The sequence below is a fragment of the Salinisphaera sp. RV14 genome (assembly GCF_052044135.1).
GTDB lineage: Bacteria > Pseudomonadota > Gammaproteobacteria > Nevskiales > Salinisphaeraceae > Salinisphaera.
On sequence record NZ_JBQDYF010000001.1, the window covers coordinates 332714 to 356458 of the forward strand.

Genomic DNA, 23745 nt, shown 5'->3' on the forward strand with positions numbered 1-23745 from the left:
GTTCGATCCGTTCCCGGAGTTGTCATGCTCGAACTCACGCCCGATGCCGTCCTGCTCGACCAGTCCGCCGACGATTGGCGCGATGCGCTCACCCAGGCCGGCTCCGCGCTCACCCGCGCCGGCCTGGTCGATCCCGCGTACGGCCAGTCGCTGTTCCAGCGCGAGCGGGAGGGCTCGACCTATCTCGGCAACGGCATCGCCATTCCGCACGGTACGCCGGCCTCGCGCGGCTATGTGAAGACCACCGGGCTGCGCTTGTTGCAGTATCCGGACGGCCTGGAATGGCACGATGGCAATCGCGTATCGCTGATCATCACCATCGCGGCCGCCAACGACGAACACCTGGATATCCTGCGCCGACTCACGCATGTGCTGGATGCGCCCGGCGTGGCCGAAGGGCTGGCCGCGGCCGGCAATGCCGACGAGGTCATCGCCCTGCTATCGCGCGCCCCGGTCGAGGCCCGTCTGGACCGGGCCACGGTGGCCGCCCGCGTGCCGGTGGCCTCGCGCGAGGGCCTGGCCGCCGTGGCCGCCACGCGGCTATATGAAGCGGGTGTCGCCGGGGCTGCATTCATCGGCCAGATCATGGGCCAGCCGCCGGTATCGCTGGGACACAAGCTGTGGCTGGTGGAAGGCAATGCCGAGGTCACCCAGCCGGCGCTGGGGGTGGCGACACCGGCGGAAGTGACCGACGCCGCGGCCGTGTTCGTGCTTGCGCGCATGGCCGGCGAGGATCAGGCCGCGGATGAAGCCACGCGCGGGCTGCTCGATCGTATGCTCGGCGTACTGGAATCGGGCGAGGCGCCGCGCCTGGCCCAGCTCGATACCGCCCAGTTGATCGGCCGGCTGGCCGGCGAATCCGCCGGTGCCGAGGTGCTGCGCGTGCGCGTGCGCAACGCCCATGGGCTGCACGCCCGCCCGGCCAAGAATCTGGTGCAGATCGCCCGCGAGCAACGCCTGCCGATCCGTGTGCGCCTGGAGTCGGGCGGCGCCGATGCGGTATCGGCCGCCAGCCTGACCAAGGTGATCGGGCTGGGCGCCCGGCGCGGCCAGATGCTGGTGTTTTCGGCCGAAGGCGAGGGCGCGGCCGCCGCGCTCGAGGCGATCGGCAACGCCGTGCGTTCGGGGCTCGGCGAGGATGTGCTGCCGCTGGAGGACACCAGCGAAGCCCGCCCGTCGCGCAACAAGACCGAGCCGCAGGTCTATGCACCGGCACCGGCGGCGGATACGGCGCTGGATGCCGTCGCCGCCTCGCCCGGCATGGCGATCGCGCCGGTATTCGTGCTGCGGCTGCCCGAATTCGACTATGCCGATACGTCGGACGATTCCATCAGCGAGCGCAAGCGCCTGGATACCGCCATCCGCGAGGCTTACGGTCAGCTCACCGAGTTGATCCAGGCCGCCGATGGCGGCGACATGGCGGAAATCCTGTCCATGCACGAGGAAATGCTGCGCGATCCGGAATTGCGCGAGGCCGCGGTCGAGGCGATCAACGAGGGTGCATCCGCCGAGGCCGGCTGGTGGCAGGCCATCGATGCCTCGGCGCGCGCCCAGGCCGCGCTCGCCGACCGTATCCTGGCCGAGCGCGCGGCCGATCTGCGCGATGTCGGCCGGCGCGTTCTGGGCCGGCTGTGCGGCGTGGCCATGCCCGAACCGCCCGAGCATCCGTATATTCTGGTGGCCGAGGATATCGGCCCGTCGGATGTGGCCCAGCTCGATACCGAGCGCGTGCGCGGCCTGGTCACGGCCAAGGGCGGGGCCACCTCGCACAGCGCTATTCTGGCGCGCAGTCTGGGGATTCCGGCGGTGGTGGGGGCCGGCGAGGGGGTGCTGTCGCTGGCCGACGGCATCGACCTGATCATCGATGGCGAACGCGGCCGCGTGGTGCCGCAGCCCTCGCCCGAGCGACGCCAGCGTACCGAGCGGGCGATCGCCGATCGTGCCGAGCTGGAAGCCGAGGCGTACACCGCCCGCTTCGAGCCGGCGGTCACCACCGATGGCGTCCGCATCGACGTCGCGGCCAATCTCGGCAATACCTCGCACGCGACCGACGCGGTCGAGCGCGGCGCGGAGGGGGTGGGGCTGCTGCGCACCGAGTTCATCTTCATGGCGCATCCGGCCGCGCCCGATCTGGACACCCAGATCACCGAATACAAGCGTGCCTTCGACGCGCTCGGGCCGGACCGGCCGCTGGTGGCGCGCACGCTGGATGTCGGCGGCGACAAACCGCTGGACTACTGGCCGGTGCCGCCGGAGGACAACCCGTTCCTGGGCCTGCGCGGCATTCGGTTGGCGCTCAACCGGCCGCAGATTCTCGAAACCCAGATGCGCGCGCTGATCGCCGCCTCGGAAGGCCGGCCGCTGCGCATCATGTTCCCGATGGTCAAGGATGTGGCCGAGTTCCATGCGGCCAAGGCCATCTACGACCGCGTGCTCGCCGAGTTCAATGACACCGATGTACAGCTCGGCGTGATGGTGGAGGTGCCGTCGTGCGCGCTGTTGGCCGAAACACTGGCGCCGCATGTGGATTTCTTCTCCATCGGCACCAACGACCTCACCCAGTACACCCTGGCCATCGACCGTGGTCACCCGCGGTTGTCGGGCCAGGCCGATGGCCTGCATCCGGCCGTGCTGCGGCTGATTCTGATGACCGTTGCCGCCGCCGAGGCGCACGGTTGCTGGGTGGGCGTGTGCGGCGAACTGGCCAGCGATGCCCAGGCGGTCGGTGTGCTGGTGGGCCTGGGCGTGAACGAGCTGTCGGTCAACGCGCGCCAGATCCCGCTGGTCAAGGCGCGCATTCGCCGGCTGTCGCAGAGCCAGGCGTCCACCCGCGCCGAAGCACTGCTGGCACTGGCGACCGCCGCCGAGGTGCGCGAGGCAGTCGAGGCCCAATCGTAATGGCGCGCGTTCTGGCGATCACGCCAAACCCGGCGCTGGATCTGTCGATCGGCCTGGCGCGGCTCGTGCCGGGCGAGGTCAACCGCGCGCGGACTTGCCGCACGAGCCCGGCGGGCAAGGGCAACAACGTCGCGCGGGTGCTCGCCGCCCAGGGGCATGACGTGACCGTGACCGGCTTTCTCGGCGCCGATAACGCGGGCGTTTTCGGGGCCGCATTCGCGGACTGGGGCGTCACCGATGGCTTCGTGCGCGTGCCCGGCGAAACCCGTACCAACGCCAAGCTCGCCGAGGCCGATGGTCGCGTCACCGACGTCAATGCGCCCGGCGCGCCCGTCGCGGCGGCCGACGCCACGCGCCTGGCCGAAGTGATCGCGGCCCAGGCCTCCGGGCCGCTCGACGCGGTGGTGATCGCCGGCAGTCTGCCGCCGGGTCTGACCCCGGCGATGCTGCATGCCGCGCTCGATCCGCTGCTCGAGGCCGGGGTCCCGTTATGGCTGGATGCCAGTGGTGCCGCCCTGACGGCCGGACTGGCGCTCGCGCCGGCGCTGATCAAGCCCAACGCCGCTGAGCTGGCGGCCTGCGTGGACCGCGATCTGGCCGACACGGCCGACTTGATCGCCGCGGGGCGTGAATTGCAGGGCCGCGGTGTGGCCGAAGTGGCGATCTCGCGCGGTGCCGACGGGGTTGTGTGGCTCACGAGCCGCGATGTGCTGGTGGCCACCGCGCCCGCGGTTGGGGTCGAGAGCACGGTCGGGGCCGGCGACACGCTGGTCGCCGGGCTCCTGCACGGGCGGCTTTCGGGCTGGTCGGATGCCGACACACTCGCGTTTGCGGTGGCCTTGTCGGCCGATGCCGTGACGCGGATCGGGGTCGGCCGTTCGGATACGCCGGGTTTCGAGACATTGCGCGGCGCGGTGACGGTCGATGCCGTCACGATCGACGCGCCGGTGGACTAGAGCAGTTGCCAGACGACGTGTCCGAGCCGATGGGGCGAAGACCGTTGCTGAGGAGTGAAGCATGAAAATAACCATCATCACAGCCTGCCCCGGCGGCCGCACCACATCCTGGCTGGCGGCCCAGCGACTGGCCCGCGCGGCGCAGCGCCAGGGCCACACGCCGGTCTTCGACAGCGAGGACGACGGCGCCGGCGAGCTGATCATCGTGGCTGCGAGTGGGCCGGTTGATCTGGTGCGTTATGCCGGCCGGGCGTTGTATCGGGCCGAGATGGCCGATGCGCTGGCCGATCCGGATCGCGTGATCGAGCGCGCGCCCGAGGCGGCGCAGCCCTACGACCCGGCCGACGAGCCGGCCGCGGTGGCGGCCCCCGATGCCGAGGCGGCACCTGCCGAGCGCGCGCGCATCGTCGGCGTAACCGCCTGCCCGACGGGTGTGGCGCACACCTTCATGGCGGCGGAGGCGCTGACCCAGGCCGGGCGCGCGATGGGCCACGAGGTGCGCATCGAAACCCAGGGCTCGGTCGGGGCCCAGGATGCGCTGACCGACGAAGAGATCGCGGCCGCCGATATCGTGCTGCTGGCTTGCGACATCGAGGTCGACGATTCGCGCTTCGCCGGCAAGCGGATCTATCGGGCGTCCACGGGTGCTGCACTCAAGCGCGCCAACGCAACGATCGAGGCCGCGCTCGCCGAAGCGGCGGTCGAGTCGGCGGGGGGAACCGAATACGGCGCCTCGGCCAGCAAGCCCAAGGCCAGTTTCAAGGAACGCGGGGTCTACAAGCATCTGCTGACCGGCGTGTCGTTCATGCTGCCGATGGTGGTGGCCGGTGGGCTGTGCATTGCCCTGTCGTTCGTGTTCGGCATTCATGCCGCGGACCAGAAAGGCAGCTTCGCGGCCGCGCTCATGCAGATCGGCGCCGGCTCGGCCTTCAAGCTCATGGTGCCGGTGCTGGCCGGCTATATCGCATATTCGATCGCCGACCGGCCGGGGCTGACCCCGGGCCTGATCGGCGGCTGGCTGGCGACCGATCTCGGCGCCGGCTTCATCGGCGGCATCATCGCCGGCTTCATCGCCGGCTATGCGGCGCTCGCGGTCAAGCGGTTCGTGCCGTTGCCGGCGAGCATCCAGTCGCTCAAGCCGATTCTCATCATCCCGTTGTTGTCGAGCCTGGTGACCGGGCTGGTGATGATCTACGTCATCGGCACGCCAGTGGCCGCCATTCTCGGTGCGCTGACGCACTTCCTCAACTCGATGGACGCCACCAACGCCGTGCTGCTGGGCCTGTTGCTGGGCGGCATGATGTGTTTCGACATGGGCGGGCCGATCAACAAGGCCGCCTATACGTTCGGCGTCGGTCTGCTGTCCACGCACACCTATCTGCCGATGGCCGCCATCATGGCCGGCGGGATGGTGCCGCCGCTGGGCCTCGGCCTGGCCAGTGTGGTGGCCCGGCCTAAGTTCGATACCGCCGAGCGCGAGGGCGGCAAGGCCGCGGTGGTGCTGGGCCTGTGCTTCATCACCGAGGGCGCGATTCCGTTCGCGGCCCGCGATCCGCTGCGCGTAATTCCCTGCTGCGTGACGGGCGGCGCGGTCGCGGGCGGCATGAGCATGTACTTCGGCTGCAAGCTGATGGCGCCGCACGGCGGGTTGTTCGTGTTGCTGATCCCGAACGCCGTGACCCACGCGCTCCTCTATCTCGGCGCTATCGCCGCCGGTTCGCTGGTCACCGGGCTGGTTTATGCGGTGATCAAGCCGCGCCCGGTCGCCGGCGCGGTGTCCGCCGGCAATAACGCCGATCCGCTGGGCCTGGATTCGTCACATGTGGCGTGACGGCGCGTGCGCCAGGTATAGCGGGTCTCGCCACGCCGCAGGGACGGCGGCGAGTACGCCCCCAGGCTGGATCCCGCGCGCTGTTGCCGGCAGCGCAGACGCGGCGTTTGTTTATCGTAAAGCCGGGGCTGTCATGATGCGTGTGCGTTCGCATCAGGGCGAACCGGTAACGGCGAGCGGAGTGGCCGAGGCGCGGCCGGCGTGAGGCCGGGCTTCGCGGCGCCATTGCTTATCGGCCGAGAGGCGCGCTGGCGGTCGGTGCGTAAACCGGATCGTTCGTTGATGGTGCGCATGGATTGAACTTAGTCGGCGGCTCGCAGTCCCACCCATGTCCCCGAACAATCAAGAAAACAAGGCTGCCCGTCGCCGATGCGTATCCTCGTGGTAGAAGATGATCCCGCGATTGCCGAGGGCTTGTGTGCCGGCTTGCGCGACAGCGGTCATGCGGTGGATCACTTGTCGGACGGGCGTGAGGCCCGGCTGGCGCTGCAGGAAAAGACGCACGATTTGCTGGTTCTGGATCTGGGGCTTCCCTACCTGAATGGCGATCGATTACTGCATGAGTTGCGCCAGGATCAGAACCCGCTGGCGGTATTCATCGTCACCGCGCGGGACAACATGGAGGAACGGATACGTATCCTCGATCTCGGTGCCGACGACTATCTGGTCAAGCCATTCGCTTACGTCGAATTCGCGGCCCGGGTGCGCGCGCTGCTGCGCCGCCAGGTCACGCATGGCCGGCCGGAAGTGCAATTGGGGCGATTGCGCCTGGATATCGCGGGCCGGCGGGGCTGGGTCGGGGCTCGCGAGCTCGAGCTTACGGCGCGCGAGTTCGGGTTGCTGTCGGCCCTGGCCGCCCGGCCGGAGCGCCTGATCAGCCGATCACAGCTGATCGAAGCCATATGTGACTGGAACGAGGAGTTGACCGATAACGGGTTGGATATCGCCGTGCATCGCCTGCGGCGCAAGCTGGAAAAATCGGGGGCATCGGTGCGTACGGTGCGCGGGCTCGGCTACATGCTGACAGTCGATGAAGCGTCCGGATGAGTTCGTCGGCACCCGCGGCTACGCGGCGCCCGAGTCTGCGCCGTCGTCTGTTACTGTTTCTGCTGGTTCCGATGCTGATCATTCTGACGGCTGATGCCGTCATCACCTACTTCGTGGCCTTGTCCTATGCCAACCGGGTGCACGACGAGAGTCTCGCGGATGATGCCCAGATATTGGCGACGATGCTTCAGACGCGTTCACTCAATGGCCAGATATCGCCCCAGGCGCGCTTTCTTTTGCAGTTCGATCCCGACGGCCACAACTATTTCGCCATTCGCAGCCCGCAGCAGGGCCTGATCGCCGGCAGCCGCATATTGCCGCCGGTGGCGCCCGTGCCGGAGCCCGGTCAGCCGCCACGGCTGTACGATACTCATATCAAGCACACGGCGTTACGGGCCGCCACGCTGGCCATCGTCGATCCCGGGCACAAGAATCGGGTCCTCGATATCACCCTGGCGCAGACCTTCCGCGGGCGCCGCCAGGTCGCGCGTCAGATCCTGCTGCTCAATATCTCCCTGCAGGTGGCCCTGATCAGCGCCTTGCTGCTCCTGGTGTGGCTCGGGGTTCGATTCGGTCTGCGTGTCATCGATCCGCTGACACGACGGCTCAGTCGTCGCGAACACGATCTGTCGCCGATCGAGGATGATGATGTGCCGGTGGAGCTATTGCCGCTCACGCACACGATCGATGCGTTGTTCGCCCGCTTGCGCGACATCATGGCGCTGCATGAGCGGTTCATCGCGGATGCGGCGCATCAGCTGCGCACGCCCCTGGCCGGGTTGCGGCTTCAGGTGGAGCGGGCGATGCGCTACGCCGACGACCCGCGCGCGCTGAAGGCGCTGGAACACATACAACAACTGACCGGGCGTACCGCCCGGACCTCCGGTCAGCTGTTGGCGCTGACCCGGGCCGAGGCGCGCCCGATGCAGATGGCGCCGGTCGATCTGCGCAAGCTGCTGCCGGAACTGGCCGGGCAGCGCGTTCCGGAGGCGATCGAAAGCCAGATCGACTTCGGTTTCGAAACCACCGACAAGGCGGCCTGGGTCAATGGCGACGCCGTTGCGCTGCAGGAGGCGTTGGATAATCTGATCGACAACGCACTGCGCTACACGCCGCCGCAAGGCACGGTAACCCTGACGCTGACCCCGGATGTGGACGCGCTGTGCGTGCAGATCGACGACAGCGGACCCGGTGTCGATGCCGAAGTATTGCCGCGGCTCGGCGAGCGCTTTTTCCGCGCGCCGAACAATCAGCGCAGCGGGACCGGTCTGGGGCTGGCTATCGTTCGCCACATCGTCATGAAGCACCGCGGGACCGTTCGTTTTGAACGCTCTTCACTGGGCGGGCTCAGCGTGCGACTCTGTTTGCCGCGACTGGCGTCAGCCGGCGCCTCCGCGGCGACGAACGAACGCCACGGCCGGCGCTCATGACATTAAGGAATGTTTGGATGATGGGGTCGATAGCACGCTCCGGTCATTGGTGCGCTGGCCTGGCGGCGACGCTGTTGCTGGCCGGCTGCGTATCCACGCCGGTGCCCAAGCCGGATGTCTCGTTGCCGGCGCATTGGGCCCATGCCGCCAGGCAGGCCGGGACGCCGGAACCCGATTATCATCAATGGTGGCAGGCGTTACACGACCCCGCGCTGAATCAGGTGGTCGACGAGTCCCTGAAGGCCAACCTGAATCTCGCCTCGGCGCTGGAGCGCGTGCGCGCCGCTCGTGCTCTGTATCTGCGCAGCGATGCGCCGTACAAACCGGCATTGAGCATCAACACCGACGACCCGGTCGATCCGGATGCCCGCGCCTCCTATTTTCTGATGGGCTTCGATGCCCACTGGGAGCTGCCGTTTTTCGGTCGTGCCCAGGCCGCGCACAACGTCGCCCAGGGCCATCTCGACGAAGCGGCCGACAAGCTGCGCGAGGTGCGTGTGTCGATGGTGGCCGAGGTCGCGCGCGACTGGATCAACCTGAGTGCGGCGCAGCACAACAGCGCGATCCTCAAGCAGATGATCGATCTACAGCAAAAACGTATCCGGCTGGCGCGGGTGCGCGTGCATCTCGGGCTGGCATCGCCTGCGGTACTGACCGCGCCGTTGCTGAAGAAATCCGATCTGCAAACACAACAACAGAGCGCGCGGCATGCCGCCGTGGCCGCGGCGCAGCAATTGGCCACCCTGACCGGGCGCGATGAGCCCAGGCCGGCGTGGTTGCGTCACGCCACGTTGCCGACGCTACGCGGCTACGAGCCCGTTTCGGTGCCCGCCGATCTGCTGAATACGCGGCCCGGTATCGCCCAGGCCCGGGCCCGGGTCATTCGCGCCGCCGGCCAGCTGGGGCTGGCCAAGGCCAATCGCTATCCGAGTATCGGCCTCGGTGCGTCGCTGGTCGCGTCGACCGACCTGGCCAGCTATCACGCCAGCGGCATCAATGGAATCGGCTCGTTCGGCCCGACGGTCAGTATCCCGCTGTTCGACTGGGGCCTGCGCAAGGCCCGCGCCAACGCGAAGGGGCATCTGCTCAAGGCGGCCTCGCTGGCCTATCGCGAAGCGGTCCTGCAGGGCGTGGCCGATGTCGAGACGAAACTGGACGCGTTGCATAGCACGCAGGGCCGGCTTAAGACCCGAAAGCAGGTTGTCCAGCGCGAGAAAACAGCGGTCGCCCGGGCCCGGACCCGTGCCCGACTGGGGCTCGACAGCCCGGATCAGCATCTTGCGGCCGAATTCAGCTACAACCAGGCACGGCTGCGCCTGATCCACGCGCGGGCGGCGCACGATACGGCCTACGTCGCACTCTACAAGGCGCTCGGCGGGGCCAGCAATCGTTCGATCAAGAGCGCAGGCTGAGCGATGGTCTCACTGGCACGCAAGACCCTGCGCCACGAATGGCGACGCTTCCTGCCGGCGATGCTGGCCGTGGGTTTCGCCACGCTGCTGCAGTTGCTGCAGGCGGCGCTGGTGCTCGGTATCTTCGGCGGCGCGGCGGTTTATGTCTCCGATTCGGACGCCGATATCTGGGTCGGCTACCCGGGCACCCAGAGTGTCGACCAGGGGCGCCCGATTGCCTCGGATATTGCGTCATTGCTGGAGATGAATCCGCAGATCAAGTCCGTCGAACCGTTTTATCTGCTTGATGGCGACTGGCGCGGCGGACACGATACCGGTGGCGTCTCGGTCTTTGTTTCGGGCGTTTCCACCCGGCCCGGGGCGATGATGTTTTCTCGCGTTTTGACACCGGCGGTACGGGCCCGGCTGGCTTATCCGGAGTCGGTCGTCGTGGACCCCGCCGATTTACAGAAATTGGGCGTGCAGGTGGGCGATACCGCCAGCGTGAATGGCCACCTGGTGCGCGTGGTCGGTACGGCCCGCGGCCTGCGGGCCCTGGGCGGCGCCAATATCGTGACCTCGGTGCAGACCGCGCGCCTGCTGGACCCGTCGTCCAGCGAGAGCGGTGGGCCGACGTACCTTGTCGCGCGGCTACGCCATCCCGGGGATGCGCCTGCGGTCGTGGCCCAGTTGAACGGGCATACCGGATTCGGCCGCTATCAGGCCTGGACTGCGTCGGAATTCGCTCGGCTTTCGATCCTGTTCTGGTTGTTCAACACCGGCGCCGGCGCCGGCGTGCTGTTTCTTGCGGTCATCGTGTTTGCGGTGGGGGCCATCATCACCAGCCAGGCGCTGATGGCCGCGGTGGCGGCCTCGGTCAATGAATACGCCACGCTCAATGCCCTGGGGGTCGGCAAGCGTGCCCTGCGCTGGGTCGTCCTGGAGCAGGCCTTCTGGGTCGGGGCCTGTGGTGTCGTGCTGGCCAGCGTACTGGCGGCCCTGCTGATCTGGCTGGCGCATAGCGAGAACGTACCGGTGGCCATGCAGCCATCCGTGGCCGCGGGGTGCCTCGGGCTCGTCATGGCGTTGGTGGCGGTGTCCGGGTTGATCGCGATGCGCAGTATCCGGCGCGCCGATCCTGCCACGCTTCTGAGGTGAGTCGATGTCCCGATTGAATCCAGAAATCGACGACGGGGTGACGCTCGTTGCAGAAAATCTGACCAAGTCCTTTACCTCGGGCCGGCTGACCACGCGTATTCTGAATGACTTGTCGGTGGCGATCCGGGCGGGCGCGCTGACGCTCATTTCGGGGCCGTCCGGCTGCGGCAAGAGTACGCTGCTGTCGATTCTCAGCGGGCTGCAGGCGCCGGATCAGGGGCGCGTGCTGGCGCTTTCCGAGCCATTGCAGGAAATGGACCCGAAGCATGTAGAGGCCTTTCGTCTGCACCACACCGGGTTCGTATTCCAGGGATTCAACCTGTTCCCGGCCCTGACGGCACGCGAACAGGTACAACTGCCGCTGCAGTATCTTGATCTGTCATCACGCGAGATTACGCGCCGCGTCGACGAGGCGCTCGACGAGATGGGTATGGCGCACCGCCAGAATCTGCGCCCGGCCGAGCTTTCCGGCGGTGAAAAACAGCGCGTCGCGATCGCCCGGGCCTTGGCGAAATCACCCGCGCTGCTGTTCGCCGACGAGCCGACCAGCGCGCTGGACGCCGCCAATGGCCAGGCCGTGATCGATCTGCTGCATCGCATTGCCCGGAAACACGGCACTACGGTGTTGTGCGTCAGCCACGATCCACGGCTGATCAGCCATGCCGATCGGGTGTTGACCATGGAGGACGGGCGCATTCTCAACGATTCATGGGGCGAGGCCGAATGAGGCCGCCACGAGGGGGCATGTTCATGGCGAACAATCGATATGCGGGGCGCACGCGCTACGCGGCGCTGCTGCTGGCTGTATTGCTGCTCACTGCGGCCATTGCGGTGGCAACAGCCGCCGACCACGGCTCGGCCAAGCCGGGGGCAAAGTCCGGCAACAGTCACTATGCCGCGGTGGCCCGCGGTCGTATCGATGTCGAAGGCGGGCTGTTGGAGCTGCATGTGCCGGTGTCGGGCGGCGTAGAGGCGGTGACGGTGCACGCGGGCGACCGGGTCGAAAAAGGCCAGGTGCTGGCCCGCCTGGATGCGCACGTCGCGCAGGCCCGGGTTCAGATCGCCCAGGGCAAGTTGTCGCAAGCACGGAGCCAGAGCCATATTCTCGCGGATCGGCTGAAAGCGGCGCGCCGCCGGGCCGGCACCCTGCGTTCGGCGGCCCGTGCCGGTGCCGGGTCGACGCACGACGCCGACGCCGCAGCCGGGAAAGTGCATGATCTCAAATGGCAGCTCGACAGCGCGCGCGCCGGGATCGATATTGCCCAGGGCAAACTGGCGATTGCCCGGCGGCGGCTGGTCCAGCACCGGATCAAAGCGCCGGTCGCGGGTCGTATCGTGCAGGTCCATATTCATGCGGGCGACCACGTGGCGGCCGACGCCGGTCCCGCATTCGAGTTGTTGCCCGATCGCGCGCGCATCGTACGCGCCGAGTTGAACCAGGAATACGTAGGCGCCGTGCACAAGGGGATGTCGGCCCAGGTGGTGCTCGACGATGCCGGCCAGACCCCGCTCGGCAGCGCGCATATCGTGCGTGTCGGCGACGTATTCCATAAGCCCACGCTGGATAACGACCCGGGTCAGAACGCCGGGATACGCACCGTGCTGTGCGTACTCGCCTTCGACAAACCGTCGCACCGGCGTATTGGTCAGCGGGTGCTGGTACGCATTCTGCCCGGCGGGTCGCAGCCGGCGCATGATACCGCCAAGGCTCCGGTGAAAGGCTCCTGAAACCCGTTGCTGGCATGCTGATGACGATCGATTGCGCGCATGGCGCCTGATTCGAGGATCGAGCCTGTAGATGACCCCCAATGTCGAGTTTTGCTTCCCCGGAGACAGTCGCGGGGTGCTTCTGATCCATGGCCTGACCGGCACCCCCCAGGAAATGCGGATCCTGGGCAAGGGGCTGAACAATCGGGGCTTTACCACACGCGGCGTTCAGCTGGCCGGGCATTGCGGCAGCGTCGACGATCTGCTGGCCACGGGTTGGCCGGACTGGTACCGCAGTGTGGAGGCGGCCGCGCGCGAGATGCGCGATTCGGTCGAGCATCTGTTTGTCGCCGGCTTGTCGATGGGCGCCTTGCTGGCGCTGCGGCTGGCCGAGGAACAGCCGGGCTGGGTCGATGGCGTGGGCGTGCTGGGCGCGACGTTTCGCTACGATGGCTGGAGCCTGCCGGCGCTGAACCGACTGGCGTTTCTGCTGCCCATGCTCAAGCGTCTAGGGATAGGCCGTGATCGCATGTTCATGGAGCAGCCGCCGTATGGTTTGCGCGACGAGAACCTGCGGCGCCAGATCAGCCAGGCCATGGCCAGCGGCGACAGTTCAGCGGCCGGCTTGCCGGGTAACCCCTGGCATTCGCTGGCCGAGCTTTATCTGCTGTCGCGTCGGGTTCGGCGTGATCTGGCTCGGGTGGCCGCGCCCTGCCTGATCGCGCACGCGACCGAGGACGATATCGCCTCGCGCTGGAACGCCGAACTGGTGGCACAGCACGTCGGCGGGCCATCGGAGTTTCTCTGGCTTGAAGACAGTTATCACATGATCACCATCGATCGTGAGCGCCGTCGCTTGATCACGGGCGCGGCGGATTTCTTCAACCGTACGATCGACAACGCGACCGCGCTGGAGAACGCGGCGTGATCGATGGCATGGCATCGCGCTCCGTGCCCCGGTCGAGCCCATGACGCCGACCGTTCTGCTGCTCTGGCTGATCGTGGAACTGTTCGATACCACCGGCCAGCTGACCTTCAAGGCCGCGGCCAGTCATGGGCTCGAGGGCGATGGCCTGGCGCACTGGCGGCATATGCTGGTGCGGCCGTGGATCTGGCTCGGCGGGGCCTGCTATGTGTTCGAGTTTCTGGCCTGGATCGCGTTTCTGTCGCTGATACCGCTGGGCCGGGGCATTCTGCTCGGCTCGATCAACATCGTGGCGATCATGCTGGCCGGCCGTCTTCTGTTCGGTGAGCGTCTGACCCGGCTGCGCGTGCTGGGTATTGCATTGGTCGCGCTCGGCGTGGCGATTGTCGGGGCCGGCACATGAAGCGTTTTTATCTCATCGGATTCGCGGTTCTGCTGAGTTTCGACACCCTGGCGCAGCTCAGCTTCAAATACGCCGGCGACCGTGCGTTGCCGGTACAGGCCAATCTGGCGTGGCTGGAACGCGTATTCACGCAACCCTGGGTCTATGGCGCGGTCATCGGTTACATCGGCGCTTTTTTCACCTGGATGACGCTGCTGCGGCGGGCCCCGATCGGCCCCGCGTTCGCCGCATCGCATCTCGAGGTGGTCAGCGTGCTGCTGCTTTCGGTCCCGATCTTCGGCGAATCCATCGGCTGGAGTCAGGCGCTCGGCGCTGTGGCGATCGTCGCCGGCATCGTTTGTCTGGCGCTGAGCGAACCCGATAGCGCCGGGCATTAAGGCCTATTGGATAGGCTCTGACTGAGCGCGGCCGCGTCATCGGTGCCCGCTATGCCGGATCGGGGCGCCAGGCGGCCTGTATCCGTTGCAGCAGACGCCGGTTCAGGGCGTGTTGTGTCTCTTGCCAGTCGGCGAGCTGGTCGGCCGGCACCTCGCATTGCTGGTCGAGCGACGACAGCAGGCGTTTCCACCATTGACGATAGTGCGCGACCGAGACTTCCCCGGTGATATCGCAGCCGACGATACGTCCGCGCAGCGCTTGCAGCGCCGCGGTCAACTGCGACTCGCGCATCAGGCCCTGGTCCCAGTTGGTCCGTGCATCCTCGACACTCAGCACATCCTTGTCGATGGACAGGTAGATCGGCGAGCGGTCGCGGGCCATGTGTTCGGCAAACGCCCGGTGCAGCGTCTCGATGTCGTCGAAACTTGAAAATGCATGGCCCAGTCCCAGCCGCCGCGCCCAGGCGACGTCGACGCCCGTGGACCAATAGCGCAAACGCTTCGAATACAGCGGTCGCAGATAATTCTCCCAGGCATGACCGAGGCCGATGTCCGGGGATGTGATGCCGACCACATGTACCTGGCGCACGCCCGGCAGCGCCAACGCCCGGCGGACCCAGGAGCCGCAATGGATTCCGAACGGAAAGCGCATGTTGTCCGGATGATTGTCGAATACGACGACATCCAGGCCCGGTAGCCGGGCACTGGTTCGTTCGATCAATGGCAGGCTCAGGTGATGGAAATCGCCGCTGCCGATGAAGACCGGGCCGGCATCCCGCGGCATCTTGCCGGCGAGCTCGCGGCCGAAGCCCCGTAACGCGCGGCGGCTGCAGGCGAACCGCAGGCGTTCCGTCCAGCCGTCGAGCGCAATCCGGATGCCGCGCTCAAGCGGGCCGATCGACCCATCGAGATCAAGTGCGATGGGATACATGGGCGGTGCGCTGTTCATACCATTGTCGGTCGCTTTCGAAATACGGCGCCAGGCGGCGCAATATCGCGCGCAGCAGGCGGTTGCGCGGCCGTACCGCATGTCGTGTGAAGGTGAAGTGGGCGCCGAGATGCGACTTGACCTCCGGGTCGGTCCAGCCGGCGATGTAATGCGTCAGGCCGCGCTCGCGGGCATAGCTCAGATTGTGCATCCAGCTTACCGCGTAGAGATTGTGATCGCGCGCGGCCGGGTAGTCGAAGCCGACATACTTGTCGACCAGCCCGCCGGCATGCTCGAAGCACAGGTTCCAGCCGATCATCTGCTGCTGGTGACGATAGACGAACATCACGCCGCCATTGTCGGCATCTTCGAAAACGGCGCGAAAGAAGCTCGCGTCGAGGTGGTCGAAGTGTACTTCGCTCTGGGCGTAGACCTGCTCGTACAGGGCGATGCAGGCATCCTGCAGGGCGGGGTCGAGCAGTTCGGCGCCGCCGGTATGCAACGCCTGTACCTCCAACTGATCGCGTGATCGCAGCTTGCGCCGGATATTGCGCCGCGCCCCGCGTGACAGGCGCTTGAGATAGGTATCTTCGCTATCGAAATCGATCGGCACCCAGGCCAGGGCCTGACCTTCCACGATGACGAAGCCGGCCGCCTCGCAGGCCTTCACGAAGTCGTCGACGAACGCGTTGGCGTCTGCGTCCAGCAGTGGCGAAGCCTGCGGCAGATCCTTGACGATGAGAAACGGCCATGACTTGCGGTTTGCCGCCACCAGTTCCCGGGCCAGGGCAGGGGCGTCGCCGCCGGCCGGCAACCAGGCGTATTCGCTGACGGTTGCACCGGCAAAGAGCGTGCGCGGTTGTAGCCAACGCCGCCAATAGCGAAACAGCGGCAGTTTTTCCATGCGACGACGAAATGCCGGCTCGGCGGTGGTGAGCAGATCGAATCGGGTGGAGAAGACGGGCATTGCCCGGGGGCCCGCGCCTGCGGCAAATCCGGTCGGTGGATGGGCCTGAAAATGGCGGACCAGTGAGGCGGGCTCCAACTGCCCGATGAAAGGTCGCGGCAAGGTTCGTCTCCTACGCTGTGAAACGGGTTCGGGGCTTTCGCGCTGGCGGCATACGTCGGGCGCGCGACCGCGGGCGGATTCCATACGTGCCTGGGAGCAACAAGATGTCGGCGACAGTCCAGACCGAGATTCTCCAGATCATCGCGGCCCACACCGACGTCGGCCCCGATGACATCGGACTCGATGCCACCCTCGACGATCTCGGCATCGCTTCGATGGAAGCCATCGAAATCCTGTTCGATCTCGAAGAGCACTTCGATATCACCTTGCCCGAGCGCGATCCGAACTTCGATACCGGCACGGTCCGCGGGCTGATCGACGTGGTCACGGCCGAACTGGCCGGCGCGGCGGCAAAGTCGACGGGAAACTGATCCTTGAGCGACTCAGCGTCATCCCGGACCCAGGGCATGCATCGTGTCGTGATTACCGGCATGGGAGCGGTCAGCGCGCTCGGCCTCGGAGCCGACCCGCTCTGGCGCGCCATGGTGGAAGGCCGCAGTGGCATTCGTCCCCTGCAGTCGCCGGCGGAGAATGTCAGCTTACGCATGAAGGTTGCGGCACAGCTGGAAGACTTCGATCCGAGCGTTCATTTTGAAAGCGGCCAACTGAGCCTGCTCGACCGGGTCTCGCAACTGGCACTTTTGGCCGCCCGCGAGGCGGTCGCGCAATCGGGGCTCGATTTCGCCGCGAATGAAGCGCTTTGCAGGCGTGCGGCTACCGTCGTGGGCACCGGCGTGGGCGGCGAGTTTTCGCGCGACGAACAGAGCCAGCGTCTTTATCGCGACAATTCGACCCGTATTCATCCGCTGTCGATCGTGCGCTTGATGCCCAATGCACCGGCGAGCCAGATCAGTATCGAGCACGGCCTGGCCGGCCCGGCCTTCGGTGTCGTCAGCGCCTGCGCATCGTCCAACCATGCGGTGACCCAGGCGGCCACGATGCTGCGTTGCGGCCTGGCCGATGTCGCGCTGGCCGGGGGCACCGACTCTTGTCTCAGCCTGTCGGGCATACGCGGCTGGGAGGCGATGCGCGTGGTGGCGGACGATACCTGTCGCCCGTTCTGCAAGCAGCGTCGCGGGCTGGTGCTGGCCGAAGGCGCCGGGATCTGTGTTCTCGAAACGCTGGCGCATGCGCAGCAGCGGGGCGCCACGATTCTGGCCGAACTGGCCGGTTTCGGCATGAGCGCCGATGCCGGCGACATCGTGGCGCCCTCGGCACAGGGCGCCATGCGTGCCATGCAGTCGGCACTCGACGATGCGGGCCTGCAGCCCGCACAGGTCGGCTACATCAATGCGCACGGCACCGGCACGATGGCCAACGACGCCACCGAGACGCGCGCTATCCACGCGGTATTCGGCGAGCACGCCGCGCGTCTTGCCGTGTCCTCGACCAAGGGGGTGCACGGCCACGCCCTGGGCGCGTCCGGTGCGCTGGAACTGGTCGCGGCACTGGGGGTGCTGCGACAGGATCTGATTCCGCCCACGGCCAATTTTCTCGATCCCGATCCGGCCTGCGATCTCGATTACGTGCCCAATGTCGCGCGGGAACAACGTGTCGACACGTTGTTGTCCAACTCGTTCGCCTTTGGCGGGCTCAATGCGGTACTCGCGCTGCGTCGCTTCCAAAGCTGACGGGGCCGCCCCGAAGGCGGCCCCGTCGAAACCGGAATGCGGCGAACGCTGGATCGTGAATATCGCTTCCGGCATCGGCCAAAGCGCCGCTCAGGCGGCGCGCTTGGCGCGGGTCAGCAGTTGATCGATCAGGGCGATGCCGAGGTCGATCTCCTCGGTGCTGATATGCAGCGAGGGCGCCAGCGTAATCACGTTCTTGTAATAGCCGCCGATGTCCAGCACCAGGCCCAGTTTGCGACCGTTGTGCTCCAGATCGCCGGCCAGGCCGATGTCGACCATGCGATCGACCAGCGCCTTGTTGGGCGTGAAGCCGTCCTCGGCGCAGATCTCGCAGCGCAGGGCCAGGCCCAGGCCATCGACGTCGCCGATCTCCTTGTGGCGCTTTTGCAAGTCCTGCAGGCCTTCCAGGAAGTGCGCGCCCTTGGCCATGACCATGGCCTCGTAGTCGGTCTCGTGCATCATCTTCATGGCCTCCAGGCCCACCGCGGTGCCCAGCGGATTGGCGTTGAAGGTCGAATGCGTGGAGCCGGGCGGGAATACCTCGGGGTTGATCAGCTCTTCGCGCGCCCACAGGCCCGACAGCGGGTTCAGGCCGTTGGTCAGCGCCTTGCCGAACACGATCATGTCCGGCGTGACGCCGAAGTGCTCGATCGACCACAGCTTGCCGGTGCGATAGAAACCCATCTGGATTTCGTCGCAGACCATCAGGATGCCGTACTGGTCCAGCACCTTCTTCAGGCCCTGGAAGTAGTTCATCGGCGGCATGATGTAACCGCCGGTACCCTGCAGCGGCTCGACGTAGAATGCGGCATATTCGCACTCGCCGACCTTCGGGTCCCACACGCCGTGGTACTCGGTTTCGAACAGGCGGGCGAACTCGGCCACCAGGTGCTCGCCGTACTCTTCCTTGCCCATGCCCTTGGGGCGACGGAACGGGTACGGATACGGCAGGAACATCGCGCGCTCGCCGAAGTGGCCGTAGCGGCGGCGGTAGCGGTAGCTCGACGTGATCGCCGAGGCGCCGAGGGTGCGGCCGTGATAGCCGCCCTCGAAGGCGAACATCAGGCTCTTGCCGCCGGTGTAGTTGCGCACGATCTTGAGCGAATCCTCGATCGCCTGCGCGCCGCCCACGTTGAAGTGCACGCGCCCGGGCAGGCCGAACTTGCGCTCGGCGTCGACGGCGATGGTCTTGGCCAGCTCGATCTTCTCGCGATGCAGATACTGACTGGCAACCTGCGGCAGATGATCGATCTGGCGCTTGAGCGCGTCGTTGAGGCGCGGGTTGGCGTAACCGAAGTTGACCGCCGAATACCACATCTGCAGGTCGAGGTACGGGGTGCCGGAGGAGTCGTACATATAGCTGCCTTCGCAGCCTTCGAACAGTTTCGGCGGGTCGGTGTAGTGGACGGTGTCGCCGAACGAGCAGTACCGGGCCTCGTCGGCCAGCAAGGCTTCATCCGTGGCCTCGATGCCGATGGCATCCGTGTTCAAAACGCTACTCATAGCCATTTGCCTTCGCAGGGGGAAGTTTCAGGAAAAGACGGTCGCCAGGCCGGCCAATTCGGGCAGGCGCGGCAACAGCCGCCGTGCATCGCGCAGATCGCTGATCGATGAATGGGGGATGCCCTTGGTGCGACAGTGTTCGATCAGGCGGTCCTTGGCGAACACGTAGTCGGCGGTGCCCGCGACACAGAAATCCGATCGGCCGTCGCCAATGAGAAGTGTCGGGGCCTGATCCGTGGCGATGCGGCATTTACAGGTGCCGCTGGCCGCGGCGCAGGCCGGACTCGCGAACGGCGAGCGCATCGACCAGCCGCGGTCGCCGTCGTGCAGCAGTTGATTGGCGCGAATCGGCAGGTGATCCAGGCCATAGCCGGCGAGAATGCGGCGGATGGCATAGTCCAGGCCGTCGCTGACCACGGTCACGGACATGCCCATGCGCACGGCATCGGCGATGAATGCCGGGAATGCCGGGTCGATGATCATGCTGTCGAGCAATGCATCGACGGCCTGCTGCGGCGCATCGATCAGGGCCACCTGGGCCGTCATGCATTCACGCGAGCCGATGCGGCCCGCACGCCAATCCGCTTCGATGCGCATCCACTCGGCTGGCGCGAATTTCGTCAACAAGGCATCGGTGACATCATCCACGGCGATCGTGCCGTCGAAATCACACAGGATCATGCAATCGCGCAAGAAGCACTCCGGCTTTAAGCTTTAACTGGGCGTCAGGCTATCGACGTTTTCTTTCGGCGCCCTTTCCGGCCTCGGCCGGCGGCGGGCATCGATGCGCCAATCGTCGGGCCCGTGCGCCCGGCGTACAGGACCGGGGCGCCAGGATGGCACCGAATCCGCAGCGCCACGCGCATGCGGCGCGCCGACCGCCGAACGCTTTTCTGGCCGGTCGAGCTGGCGCATATTGGGCGGGTTGATTATTCGTTCCTGATGGAGAGTCCCCATGGCTTATGTGCAAATCGGCACCGAAAACACGGCCCCGATCGAGCTGTACTACGAGGATGTCGGCGCCGGTCGCCCGGTCGTGCTCATTCATGGCTGGCCGTTGTCGGGCCGGTCCTGGGAAAACCAGGTGCGGTCACTGGTCGAGGCCGGCTATCGCGTGATCACCTACGATCGGCGCGGCTTCGGCCAGTCGTCCCAGCCATGGGAGGGCTACGATTACGACAGCCTTGCGGCGGATCTGCATGCACTGATGGAGAGGCTGGACCTGCACGACGCCACCCTGGTCGGGTTTTCCATGGGCGGCGGCGAAGTCGCGCGTTATCTCGGCACCTACGGCAGCTCGCGGATTGCCGGGGCGGTGTTCGCCGCGGCCGTGCCGCCGTATCTGTACCGCAGCGACGACAATCCGCAAGGCGGCCTGGACGAGGCCACCATCGCGCAGTTCGAGGCCGGTGTGACCGGCGACCGGCTAGCCTTCATGGAGGAATTCTCGTCGAATTTCTTTTCCACCGAAGAGGGCGGCCTGCTGGTCAGTGAAGCCGCCCGCATCTATCACCGCAATCTGGCCTGGGGCGCTTCGGCCAAGGGCACGCTGGACTGCATCGCGGCCTTCGGGCGCACCGACTTCCGCGCCGATCTGGAACGGATCGATGTGCCGACGCTGGTCATTCACGGCGATGCCGATGCCATCGTGCCGCTGGAGGTTTCGGGCAAGCGCACCGCCGAGAGCATTCCGGATGCCTCGCTGGTGGTCATTCAGGGCGGGCCGCACGGCATCAACGCCACGCATGCCGACGAGTTCAACCAGGCATTGATCGAGTTTCTCGATTAATTCGCACCCGGCCCGTCGGGCAGGGTGCCCGGACGGGCTCGGCATCGAACCGGAACCAACCGATGAACAAACTAATTCGGGGTGTCGTGGGCGTGGGGCTGGTCGCCGCCGGCTTGAGCGGTTGTCAGCAAAGCGCCGTCGGCAGTAACGCTACCGGCCTGGATCAGGACAAGTTGTGCCAGGTCGATACCTGGAAACCGGTGACGGTCGCCCACAGCTGCAAGGCCGGCCAGAAAGTGCTGTTCCGCCCGGACAAATCCGCCGCCGACGATGCGCCCGTGCTGTTTGCCGCCGCCAATTGCGATATGCGGTATTCGGTGGCGGTGACCCCGGTGGGCGCGACCTGTATCTACAAGCCGATCCGCTCGGCCGGGAAGATGGCGGCAGCCAAGGCCGACAAAGGTCACGGCTCGTGAACGACACCTAGACGCCGCGCATGAAAAAACCGGCGCCCACGACGGGCGCCGGTTTGCCGGCCGCGCTGGCCGGGCGGATCGAGCGGCTTACGCCGCCTTGTTTTTCAGCGACGCCATGTCGATGACGAAGCGATAGCGGACATCGCCATCCTTCATGCGTTCGAAGGCTTCGTTGATGTAGTCCATGTCGATCATTTCGACATCACAGGTGATGCCTTTTTGTGCGCAGAAATCCAGCACTTCCTGGGTTTCCGGCATGCCACCGATCAACGAGCCGCCGACCACGCGGCGCTTGAACACCAGATTCATGCCGGTGATGGCCGGTTCGATCGGATCCATCAGGCCGACCAGAATATGCGTGCCGTCGTACTTCAACGTGCCCAGATAGGGATCGATCGGATGCTGTACCGGCACGGTGTCGAGCATGAAATCGAAGGTTTCGGCCACCGCGTTCATCTGTGCGTCGTCGGTCGAGACCACGACATGATCGGCGCCATTGGACTTGGCCTCGGCCACCTTGGATTCGGAACGGGTGAACACGGTCACTTCTGCGCCCAGCGCCTTGGCGAGCTTGACGCCCATGTGGCCCAGGCCGCCCATGCCGATCACGCCGACCTTGTCGCCGGCCTTGACGCCGTAGTGCTTGAGCGGGGAGTAGGTCGTGATGCCGGCGCACATGATCGGTGCCGCCGATTTGAGATCGATGCCGTCGGGCATCCTGACCACGAAACGCTCGGACACGACCACAAAGGTGGAATACCCGCCCTGCGTCATGCTGCCGTCGTGGCGATCCTCACTGCCATAGGTCATGGTGAAGCCGTTGAGGCAATACTGTTCCAGGCCGTCGTGACAGGCATCGCATTCGCGGCAGGAGTCGACCATGCAGCCGACGCCGACCAGATCGCCCTCGGCGTAGTGCTTCACCTCGGGGCCGACGTGGGTCACCCGGCCCACGATCTCGTGGCCCGGCACGATCGGGAATTCGGTGAAACCCCAGTCGTTCCTGGCGAAATGCAGATCGGAATGACAGACGCCGCAGTAGAGGATCTCGATCGAGACATCGTCCGGGCGCGGGTCGCGCCGCTCGAGGTGCCAGTGTTCAAGTGGTTTGTCGGCGGCGTGGGCCGCGTAGGCTTGGGTCTCGGTAGGCATGAAGCTTCCTTGTGATGGCAAAGAGTGCAGGCGTCGGCCTGCCGTCGGCGTCTTAGATTGGTCCGGCAGCGGCTTGAAACCATAGGCATTCATGGCTTGTTTATGCCCGAAACTATGAGCCGCGGGGGCATGACACGGGAAAACTACGCGATTCCGTGCACAATCGTATTTCGGTTCAACAGTGCAGCAGTGTAATGACCGATCCGATGACAAAGGCCGGGCCGACAGACCTTCAGCGAATGGCGCGCATGATCGAGCGCCACGTATGCCATGACGGTTTCAACGATACCGCCCTGCATGCGTTGTCGCTGGTCGCTTCGCATTGTCATCGACAACGCGAGCCGATCGTGTACGAACCTGGCCTGATCTTCATTGTTCAGGGCGAAAAAACCGGCTTCATCGACGATCGCGTGATCCGTTACGGGGCCGGCCATTATCTGGTTCAGGCCATCCCGCTCCCGTTCGAATGCGAAACCGCCGGATCGGCCGATGCGCCATTGCTGGGCGCGGCCCTGCGAATCGCCCCGGAATTACTGGCCGAACTCGCCGGGGCCGTGAGCCCGGCAGAGTCCGGACGCGGCGCGGCGCGGGTCGAGGATACCCTGCCCATGGCGGCGGTGACGCTCGACGGCGCCATCGGGAATGCGCTGGAGCGGTTGCTGGCCTGTCTGGAGGATCCGTCGGCCGCGCGCGCGCTGGGCCAGGCGCGGATCCGCGAAGTGATCTTCGCGGCGTTGCGTGGGCCCCAGGGCCATCTGCTGCGTCAACTGCTGCAATCCCAGGGGGTCTACGCGCGCATCGGCGGCGCCATCGAGCTGCTGCGTGCCGAGTATGCCTCGCCGCTATCGGTCCCCGCGCTGGCGGCCCGGGCGCACATGAGCGTGTCGAGCTTCCATGCCCACTTCAAGCAGCTCACGCGGATCTCGCCGTTGCAATATCAAAAGCGCATCCGCCTGCTCAAGGCCCGCGACCTGCTGGTGCAGAACGCCGCCAACGTCAGCGGCGCGGCGAGTGCCGTGGGCTATCAGAGCGCATCTCAGTTCTCGCGCGAGTACAAGCGCTACTTCGGGGTGGCGCCGACGCATGACCACGGGCTCGGCGTCGACTCCGTGGACGAATCGCTGGCGTCTTGAG

The 23745-nt window shown here is 66.2% G+C and carries 22 protein-coding genes; 17 read left to right on the forward strand and 5 right to left on the reverse strand.

The genetic code is table 11. The annotated features are described in order from the left end of the window. The first annotated feature begins 24 nt into the window (after nt 1-24). The 12 genes from ptsP to ACS8Y6_RS01565 all read left to right on the forward strand — a co-directional run bounded on the left by ptsP (nt 25) and on the right by ACS8Y6_RS01565 (nt 14123). A complete protein-coding gene (ptsP, locus tag ACS8Y6_RS01510; RefSeq protein ID WP_440850765.1) occupies nt 25-2898 on the forward strand; it encodes a phosphoenolpyruvate--protein phosphotransferase in 2874 nt (957 codons plus the stop codon). Beyond that, nucleotides 2898-3854, forward strand: coding sequence for a 1-phosphofructokinase family hexose kinase (locus ACS8Y6_RS01515; protein ID WP_440850764.1), 957 nt, complete (start codon nt 2898-2900; stop codon nt 3852-3854). The genes ptsP and ACS8Y6_RS01515 overlap by 1 nt, the downstream gene beginning before the upstream one ends. Before the next feature lie 61 nt (nt 3855-3915). Further along, nucleotides 3916-5685: a fructose-specific PTS transporter subunit EIIC gene (locus ACS8Y6_RS01520; protein ID WP_440850763.1), complete on the forward strand. Its 1770-nt coding sequence runs from the start codon at nt 3916-3918 to the stop codon at nt 5683-5685. Between the two features lie 369 nt (nt 5686-6054). Further along, a complete protein-coding gene (locus ACS8Y6_RS01525) occupies nt 6055-6732 on the forward strand; it encodes a response regulator (protein WP_440850762.1) in 678 nt (225 codons plus the stop codon). A 71-nt stretch (nt 6733-6803) separates the two neighbouring features. After that, nucleotides 6804-8162 carry a sensor histidine kinase gene (locus tag ACS8Y6_RS01530; RefSeq protein WP_440854857.1) on the forward strand — a complete coding sequence of 453 codons (1359 nt, stop codon included), beginning with the start codon at nt 6804-6806 and terminating at the stop codon, nt 8160-8162. A 17-nt stretch (nt 8163-8179) separates the two neighbouring features. Next, on the forward strand, nt 8180-9574 hold the full coding sequence (locus ACS8Y6_RS01535; RefSeq protein WP_440854858.1) for an efflux transporter outer membrane subunit: 1395 nt from the start codon (nt 8180-8182) through the stop codon (nt 9572-9574). Between the two features lie 3 nt (nt 9575-9577). Then, nucleotides 9578-10711, forward strand: a complete 1134-nt coding sequence (locus ACS8Y6_RS01540; RefSeq protein WP_440850759.1) for an ABC transporter permease — start codon at nt 9578-9580, stop codon at nt 10709-10711. Nucleotides 10712-10715: 4 nt separating this feature from the next. Then, on the forward strand, nt 10716-11438 hold the full coding sequence (locus ACS8Y6_RS01545) for an ABC transporter ATP-binding protein (RefSeq protein ID WP_440850758.1): 723 nt from the start codon (nt 10716-10718) through the stop codon (nt 11436-11438). A 23-nt stretch (nt 11439-11461) separates the two neighbouring features. Beyond that, entirely contained in the window at nt 11462-12439 is a 978-nt protein-coding gene (locus tag ACS8Y6_RS01550) for an efflux RND transporter periplasmic adaptor subunit (protein ID WP_440854859.1), read from the forward strand. Nucleotides 12440-12509: 70 nt separating this feature from the next. Then, nucleotides 12510-13346, forward strand: coding sequence for an alpha/beta hydrolase (locus tag ACS8Y6_RS01555; protein ID WP_440850756.1), 837 nt, complete (start codon nt 12510-12512; stop codon nt 13344-13346). A 40-nt stretch (nt 13347-13386) separates the two neighbouring features. Continuing rightward, nucleotides 13387-13746, forward strand: coding sequence for an EamA family transporter (locus ACS8Y6_RS01560; RefSeq protein ID WP_440854860.1), 360 nt, complete (start codon nt 13387-13389; stop codon nt 13744-13746). Continuing rightward, nucleotides 13743-14123 carry a DMT family transporter gene (locus ACS8Y6_RS01565; protein ID WP_440850754.1) on the forward strand — a complete coding sequence of 127 codons (381 nt, stop codon included), beginning with the start codon at nt 13743-13745 and terminating at the stop codon, nt 14121-14123. Before ACS8Y6_RS01560 ends, ACS8Y6_RS01565 begins: the two co-directional genes overlap by 4 nt. A 49-nt stretch (nt 14124-14172) precedes the next feature. On the opposite strand, the gene ACS8Y6_RS01570 is transcribed toward ACS8Y6_RS01565, so the two are convergent. After that, nucleotides 14173-15072: an arginase family protein gene (locus tag ACS8Y6_RS01570; RefSeq protein WP_440854861.1), complete on the reverse strand. Its 900-nt coding sequence runs from the start codon at nt 15070-15072 to the stop codon at nt 14173-14175. Next, nucleotides 15035-16018: a peptidogalycan biosysnthesis protein gene (locus ACS8Y6_RS01575; protein WP_440850752.1), complete on the reverse strand. Its 984-nt coding sequence runs from the start codon at nt 16016-16018 to the stop codon at nt 15035-15037. The genes ACS8Y6_RS01570 and ACS8Y6_RS01575 overlap by 38 nt, the downstream gene beginning before the upstream one ends. A 206-nt stretch (nt 16019-16224) precedes the next feature. Between ACS8Y6_RS01575 and ACS8Y6_RS01580 the strand changes: the two genes are divergently transcribed. Together ACS8Y6_RS01580 and ACS8Y6_RS01585 are read left to right on the forward strand one after the other, a co-directional pair. Further along, a complete protein-coding gene (locus tag ACS8Y6_RS01580; RefSeq protein WP_440850751.1) occupies nt 16225-16491 on the forward strand; it encodes an acyl carrier protein in 267 nt (88 codons plus the stop codon). Between the two features lie 36 nt (nt 16492-16527). Further along, nucleotides 16528-17751 (forward strand): beta-ketoacyl-[acyl-carrier-protein] synthase family protein, encoded by a 1224-nt coding sequence (locus tag ACS8Y6_RS01585; protein WP_440850778.1) that lies wholly within the window; start codon nt 16528-16530, stop codon nt 17749-17751. A 90-nt stretch (nt 17752-17841) separates the two neighbouring features. Here the strand turns inward: ACS8Y6_RS01585 and ACS8Y6_RS01590 are convergent, their stop codons facing one another. Both ACS8Y6_RS01590 and ACS8Y6_RS01595 read right to left on the reverse strand, forming a co-directional pair. Continuing rightward, nucleotides 17842-19254 (reverse strand): aspartate aminotransferase family protein, encoded by a 1413-nt coding sequence (locus ACS8Y6_RS01590; RefSeq protein ID WP_440850750.1) that lies wholly within the window; start codon nt 19252-19254, stop codon nt 17842-17844. Between the two features lie 27 nt (nt 19255-19281). Next, the gene (locus tag ACS8Y6_RS01595) at nt 19282-19947 is read right to left on the reverse strand and encodes an MtnX-like HAD-IB family phosphatase (protein ID WP_440850749.1); all 666 of its coding nucleotides are present in this window, start codon (nt 19945-19947) and stop codon (nt 19282-19284) included. A gap of 262 nt (nt 19948-20209) precedes the next feature. On the opposite strand from ACS8Y6_RS01595, the gene ACS8Y6_RS01600 reads away from it, so the two are divergent. Next, a complete protein-coding gene (locus ACS8Y6_RS01600; RefSeq protein ID WP_440850748.1) occupies nt 20210-21043 on the forward strand; it encodes an alpha/beta fold hydrolase in 834 nt (277 codons plus the stop codon). Nucleotides 21044-21105: 62 nt separating this feature from the next. Beyond that, nucleotides 21106-21459, forward strand: a complete 354-nt coding sequence (locus ACS8Y6_RS01605) for a hypothetical protein (protein ID WP_440850747.1) — start codon at nt 21106-21108, stop codon at nt 21457-21459. A gap of 87 nt (nt 21460-21546) precedes the next feature. Here ACS8Y6_RS01605 and ACS8Y6_RS01610 read toward each other — a convergent pair whose 3' ends face one another. Beyond that, nucleotides 21547-22611, reverse strand: a complete 1065-nt coding sequence (locus ACS8Y6_RS01610) for an NAD(P)-dependent alcohol dehydrogenase (RefSeq protein ID WP_440850746.1) — start codon at nt 22609-22611, stop codon at nt 21547-21549. 248 nt (nt 22612-22859) lie between these two features. Between ACS8Y6_RS01610 and ACS8Y6_RS01615 the strand changes: the two genes are divergently transcribed. Then, nucleotides 22860-23744 carry an AraC family transcriptional regulator gene (locus ACS8Y6_RS01615; RefSeq protein ID WP_440850745.1) on the forward strand — a complete coding sequence of 295 codons (885 nt, stop codon included), beginning with the start codon at nt 22860-22862 and terminating at the stop codon, nt 23742-23744. Nucleotide 23745: the final 1 nt, after the last annotated feature.

Coding starts and splice junctions, on each gene's coding strand:
- ACS8Y6_RS01550 (WP_440854859.1), top strand. CDS start 11,462: ATGGCGAACAATCGATATGCGGGGCGCACGCGCTACGCGGCGCTGCTG.
- ACS8Y6_RS01585 (WP_440850778.1), top strand. CDS start 16,528: ATGCATCGTGTCGTGATTACCGGCATGGGAGCGGTCAGCGCGCTCGGC.
- ACS8Y6_RS01515 (WP_440850764.1), top strand. CDS start 2,898: ATGGCGCGCGTTCTGGCGATCACGCCAAACCCGGCGCTGGATCTGTCG.
- ACS8Y6_RS01520 (WP_440850763.1), top strand. CDS start 3,916: ATGAAAATAACCATCATCACAGCCTGCCCCGGCGGCCGCACCACATCC.
- ACS8Y6_RS01575 (WP_440850752.1), bottom strand. CDS start 16,018: ATGCCCGTCTTCTCCACCCGATTCGATCTGCTCACCACCGCCGAGCCG.
- ACS8Y6_RS01580 (WP_440850751.1), top strand. CDS start 16,225: ATGTCGGCGACAGTCCAGACCGAGATTCTCCAGATCATCGCGGCCCAC.
- ACS8Y6_RS01565 (WP_440850754.1), top strand. CDS start 13,743: ATGAAGCGTTTTTATCTCATCGGATTCGCGGTTCTGCTGAGTTTCGAC.
- ACS8Y6_RS01540 (WP_440850759.1), top strand. CDS start 9,578: ATGGTCTCACTGGCACGCAAGACCCTGCGCCACGAATGGCGACGCTTC.
- ACS8Y6_RS01615 (WP_440850745.1), top strand. CDS start 22,860: ATGATCGAGCGCCACGTATGCCATGACGGTTTCAACGATACCGCCCTG.
- ACS8Y6_RS01525 (WP_440850762.1), top strand. CDS start 6,055: ATGCGTATCCTCGTGGTAGAAGATGATCCCGCGATTGCCGAGGGCTTG.
- ACS8Y6_RS01560 (WP_440854860.1), top strand. CDS start 13,387: ATGACGCCGACCGTTCTGCTGCTCTGGCTGATCGTGGAACTGTTCGAT.
- ACS8Y6_RS01535 (WP_440854858.1), top strand. CDS start 8,180: ATGATGGGGTCGATAGCACGCTCCGGTCATTGGTGCGCTGGCCTGGCG.
- ACS8Y6_RS01530 (WP_440854857.1), top strand. CDS start 6,804: ATGCTGATCATTCTGACGGCTGATGCCGTCATCACCTACTTCGTGGCC.
- ACS8Y6_RS01590 (WP_440850750.1), bottom strand. CDS start 19,254: ATGAGTAGCGTTTTGAACACGGATGCCATCGGCATCGAGGCCACGGAT.
- ACS8Y6_RS01545 (WP_440850758.1), top strand. CDS start 10,716: ATGTCCCGATTGAATCCAGAAATCGACGACGGGGTGACGCTCGTTGCA.
- ACS8Y6_RS01570 (WP_440854861.1), bottom strand. CDS start 15,072: ATGAACAGCGCACCGCCCATGTATCCCATCGCACTTGATCTCGATGGG.
- ACS8Y6_RS01610 (WP_440850746.1), bottom strand. CDS start 22,611: ATGCCTACCGAGACCCAAGCCTACGCGGCCCACGCCGCCGACAAACCA.
- ACS8Y6_RS01605 (WP_440850747.1), top strand. CDS start 21,106: ATGAACAAACTAATTCGGGGTGTCGTGGGCGTGGGGCTGGTCGCCGCC.
- ACS8Y6_RS01600 (WP_440850748.1), top strand. CDS start 20,210: ATGGCTTATGTGCAAATCGGCACCGAAAACACGGCCCCGATCGAGCTG.
- ACS8Y6_RS01555 (WP_440850756.1), top strand. CDS start 12,510: ATGACCCCCAATGTCGAGTTTTGCTTCCCCGGAGACAGTCGCGGGGTG.
- ptsP (WP_440850765.1), top strand. CDS start 25: ATGCTCGAACTCACGCCCGATGCCGTCCTGCTCGACCAGTCCGCCGAC.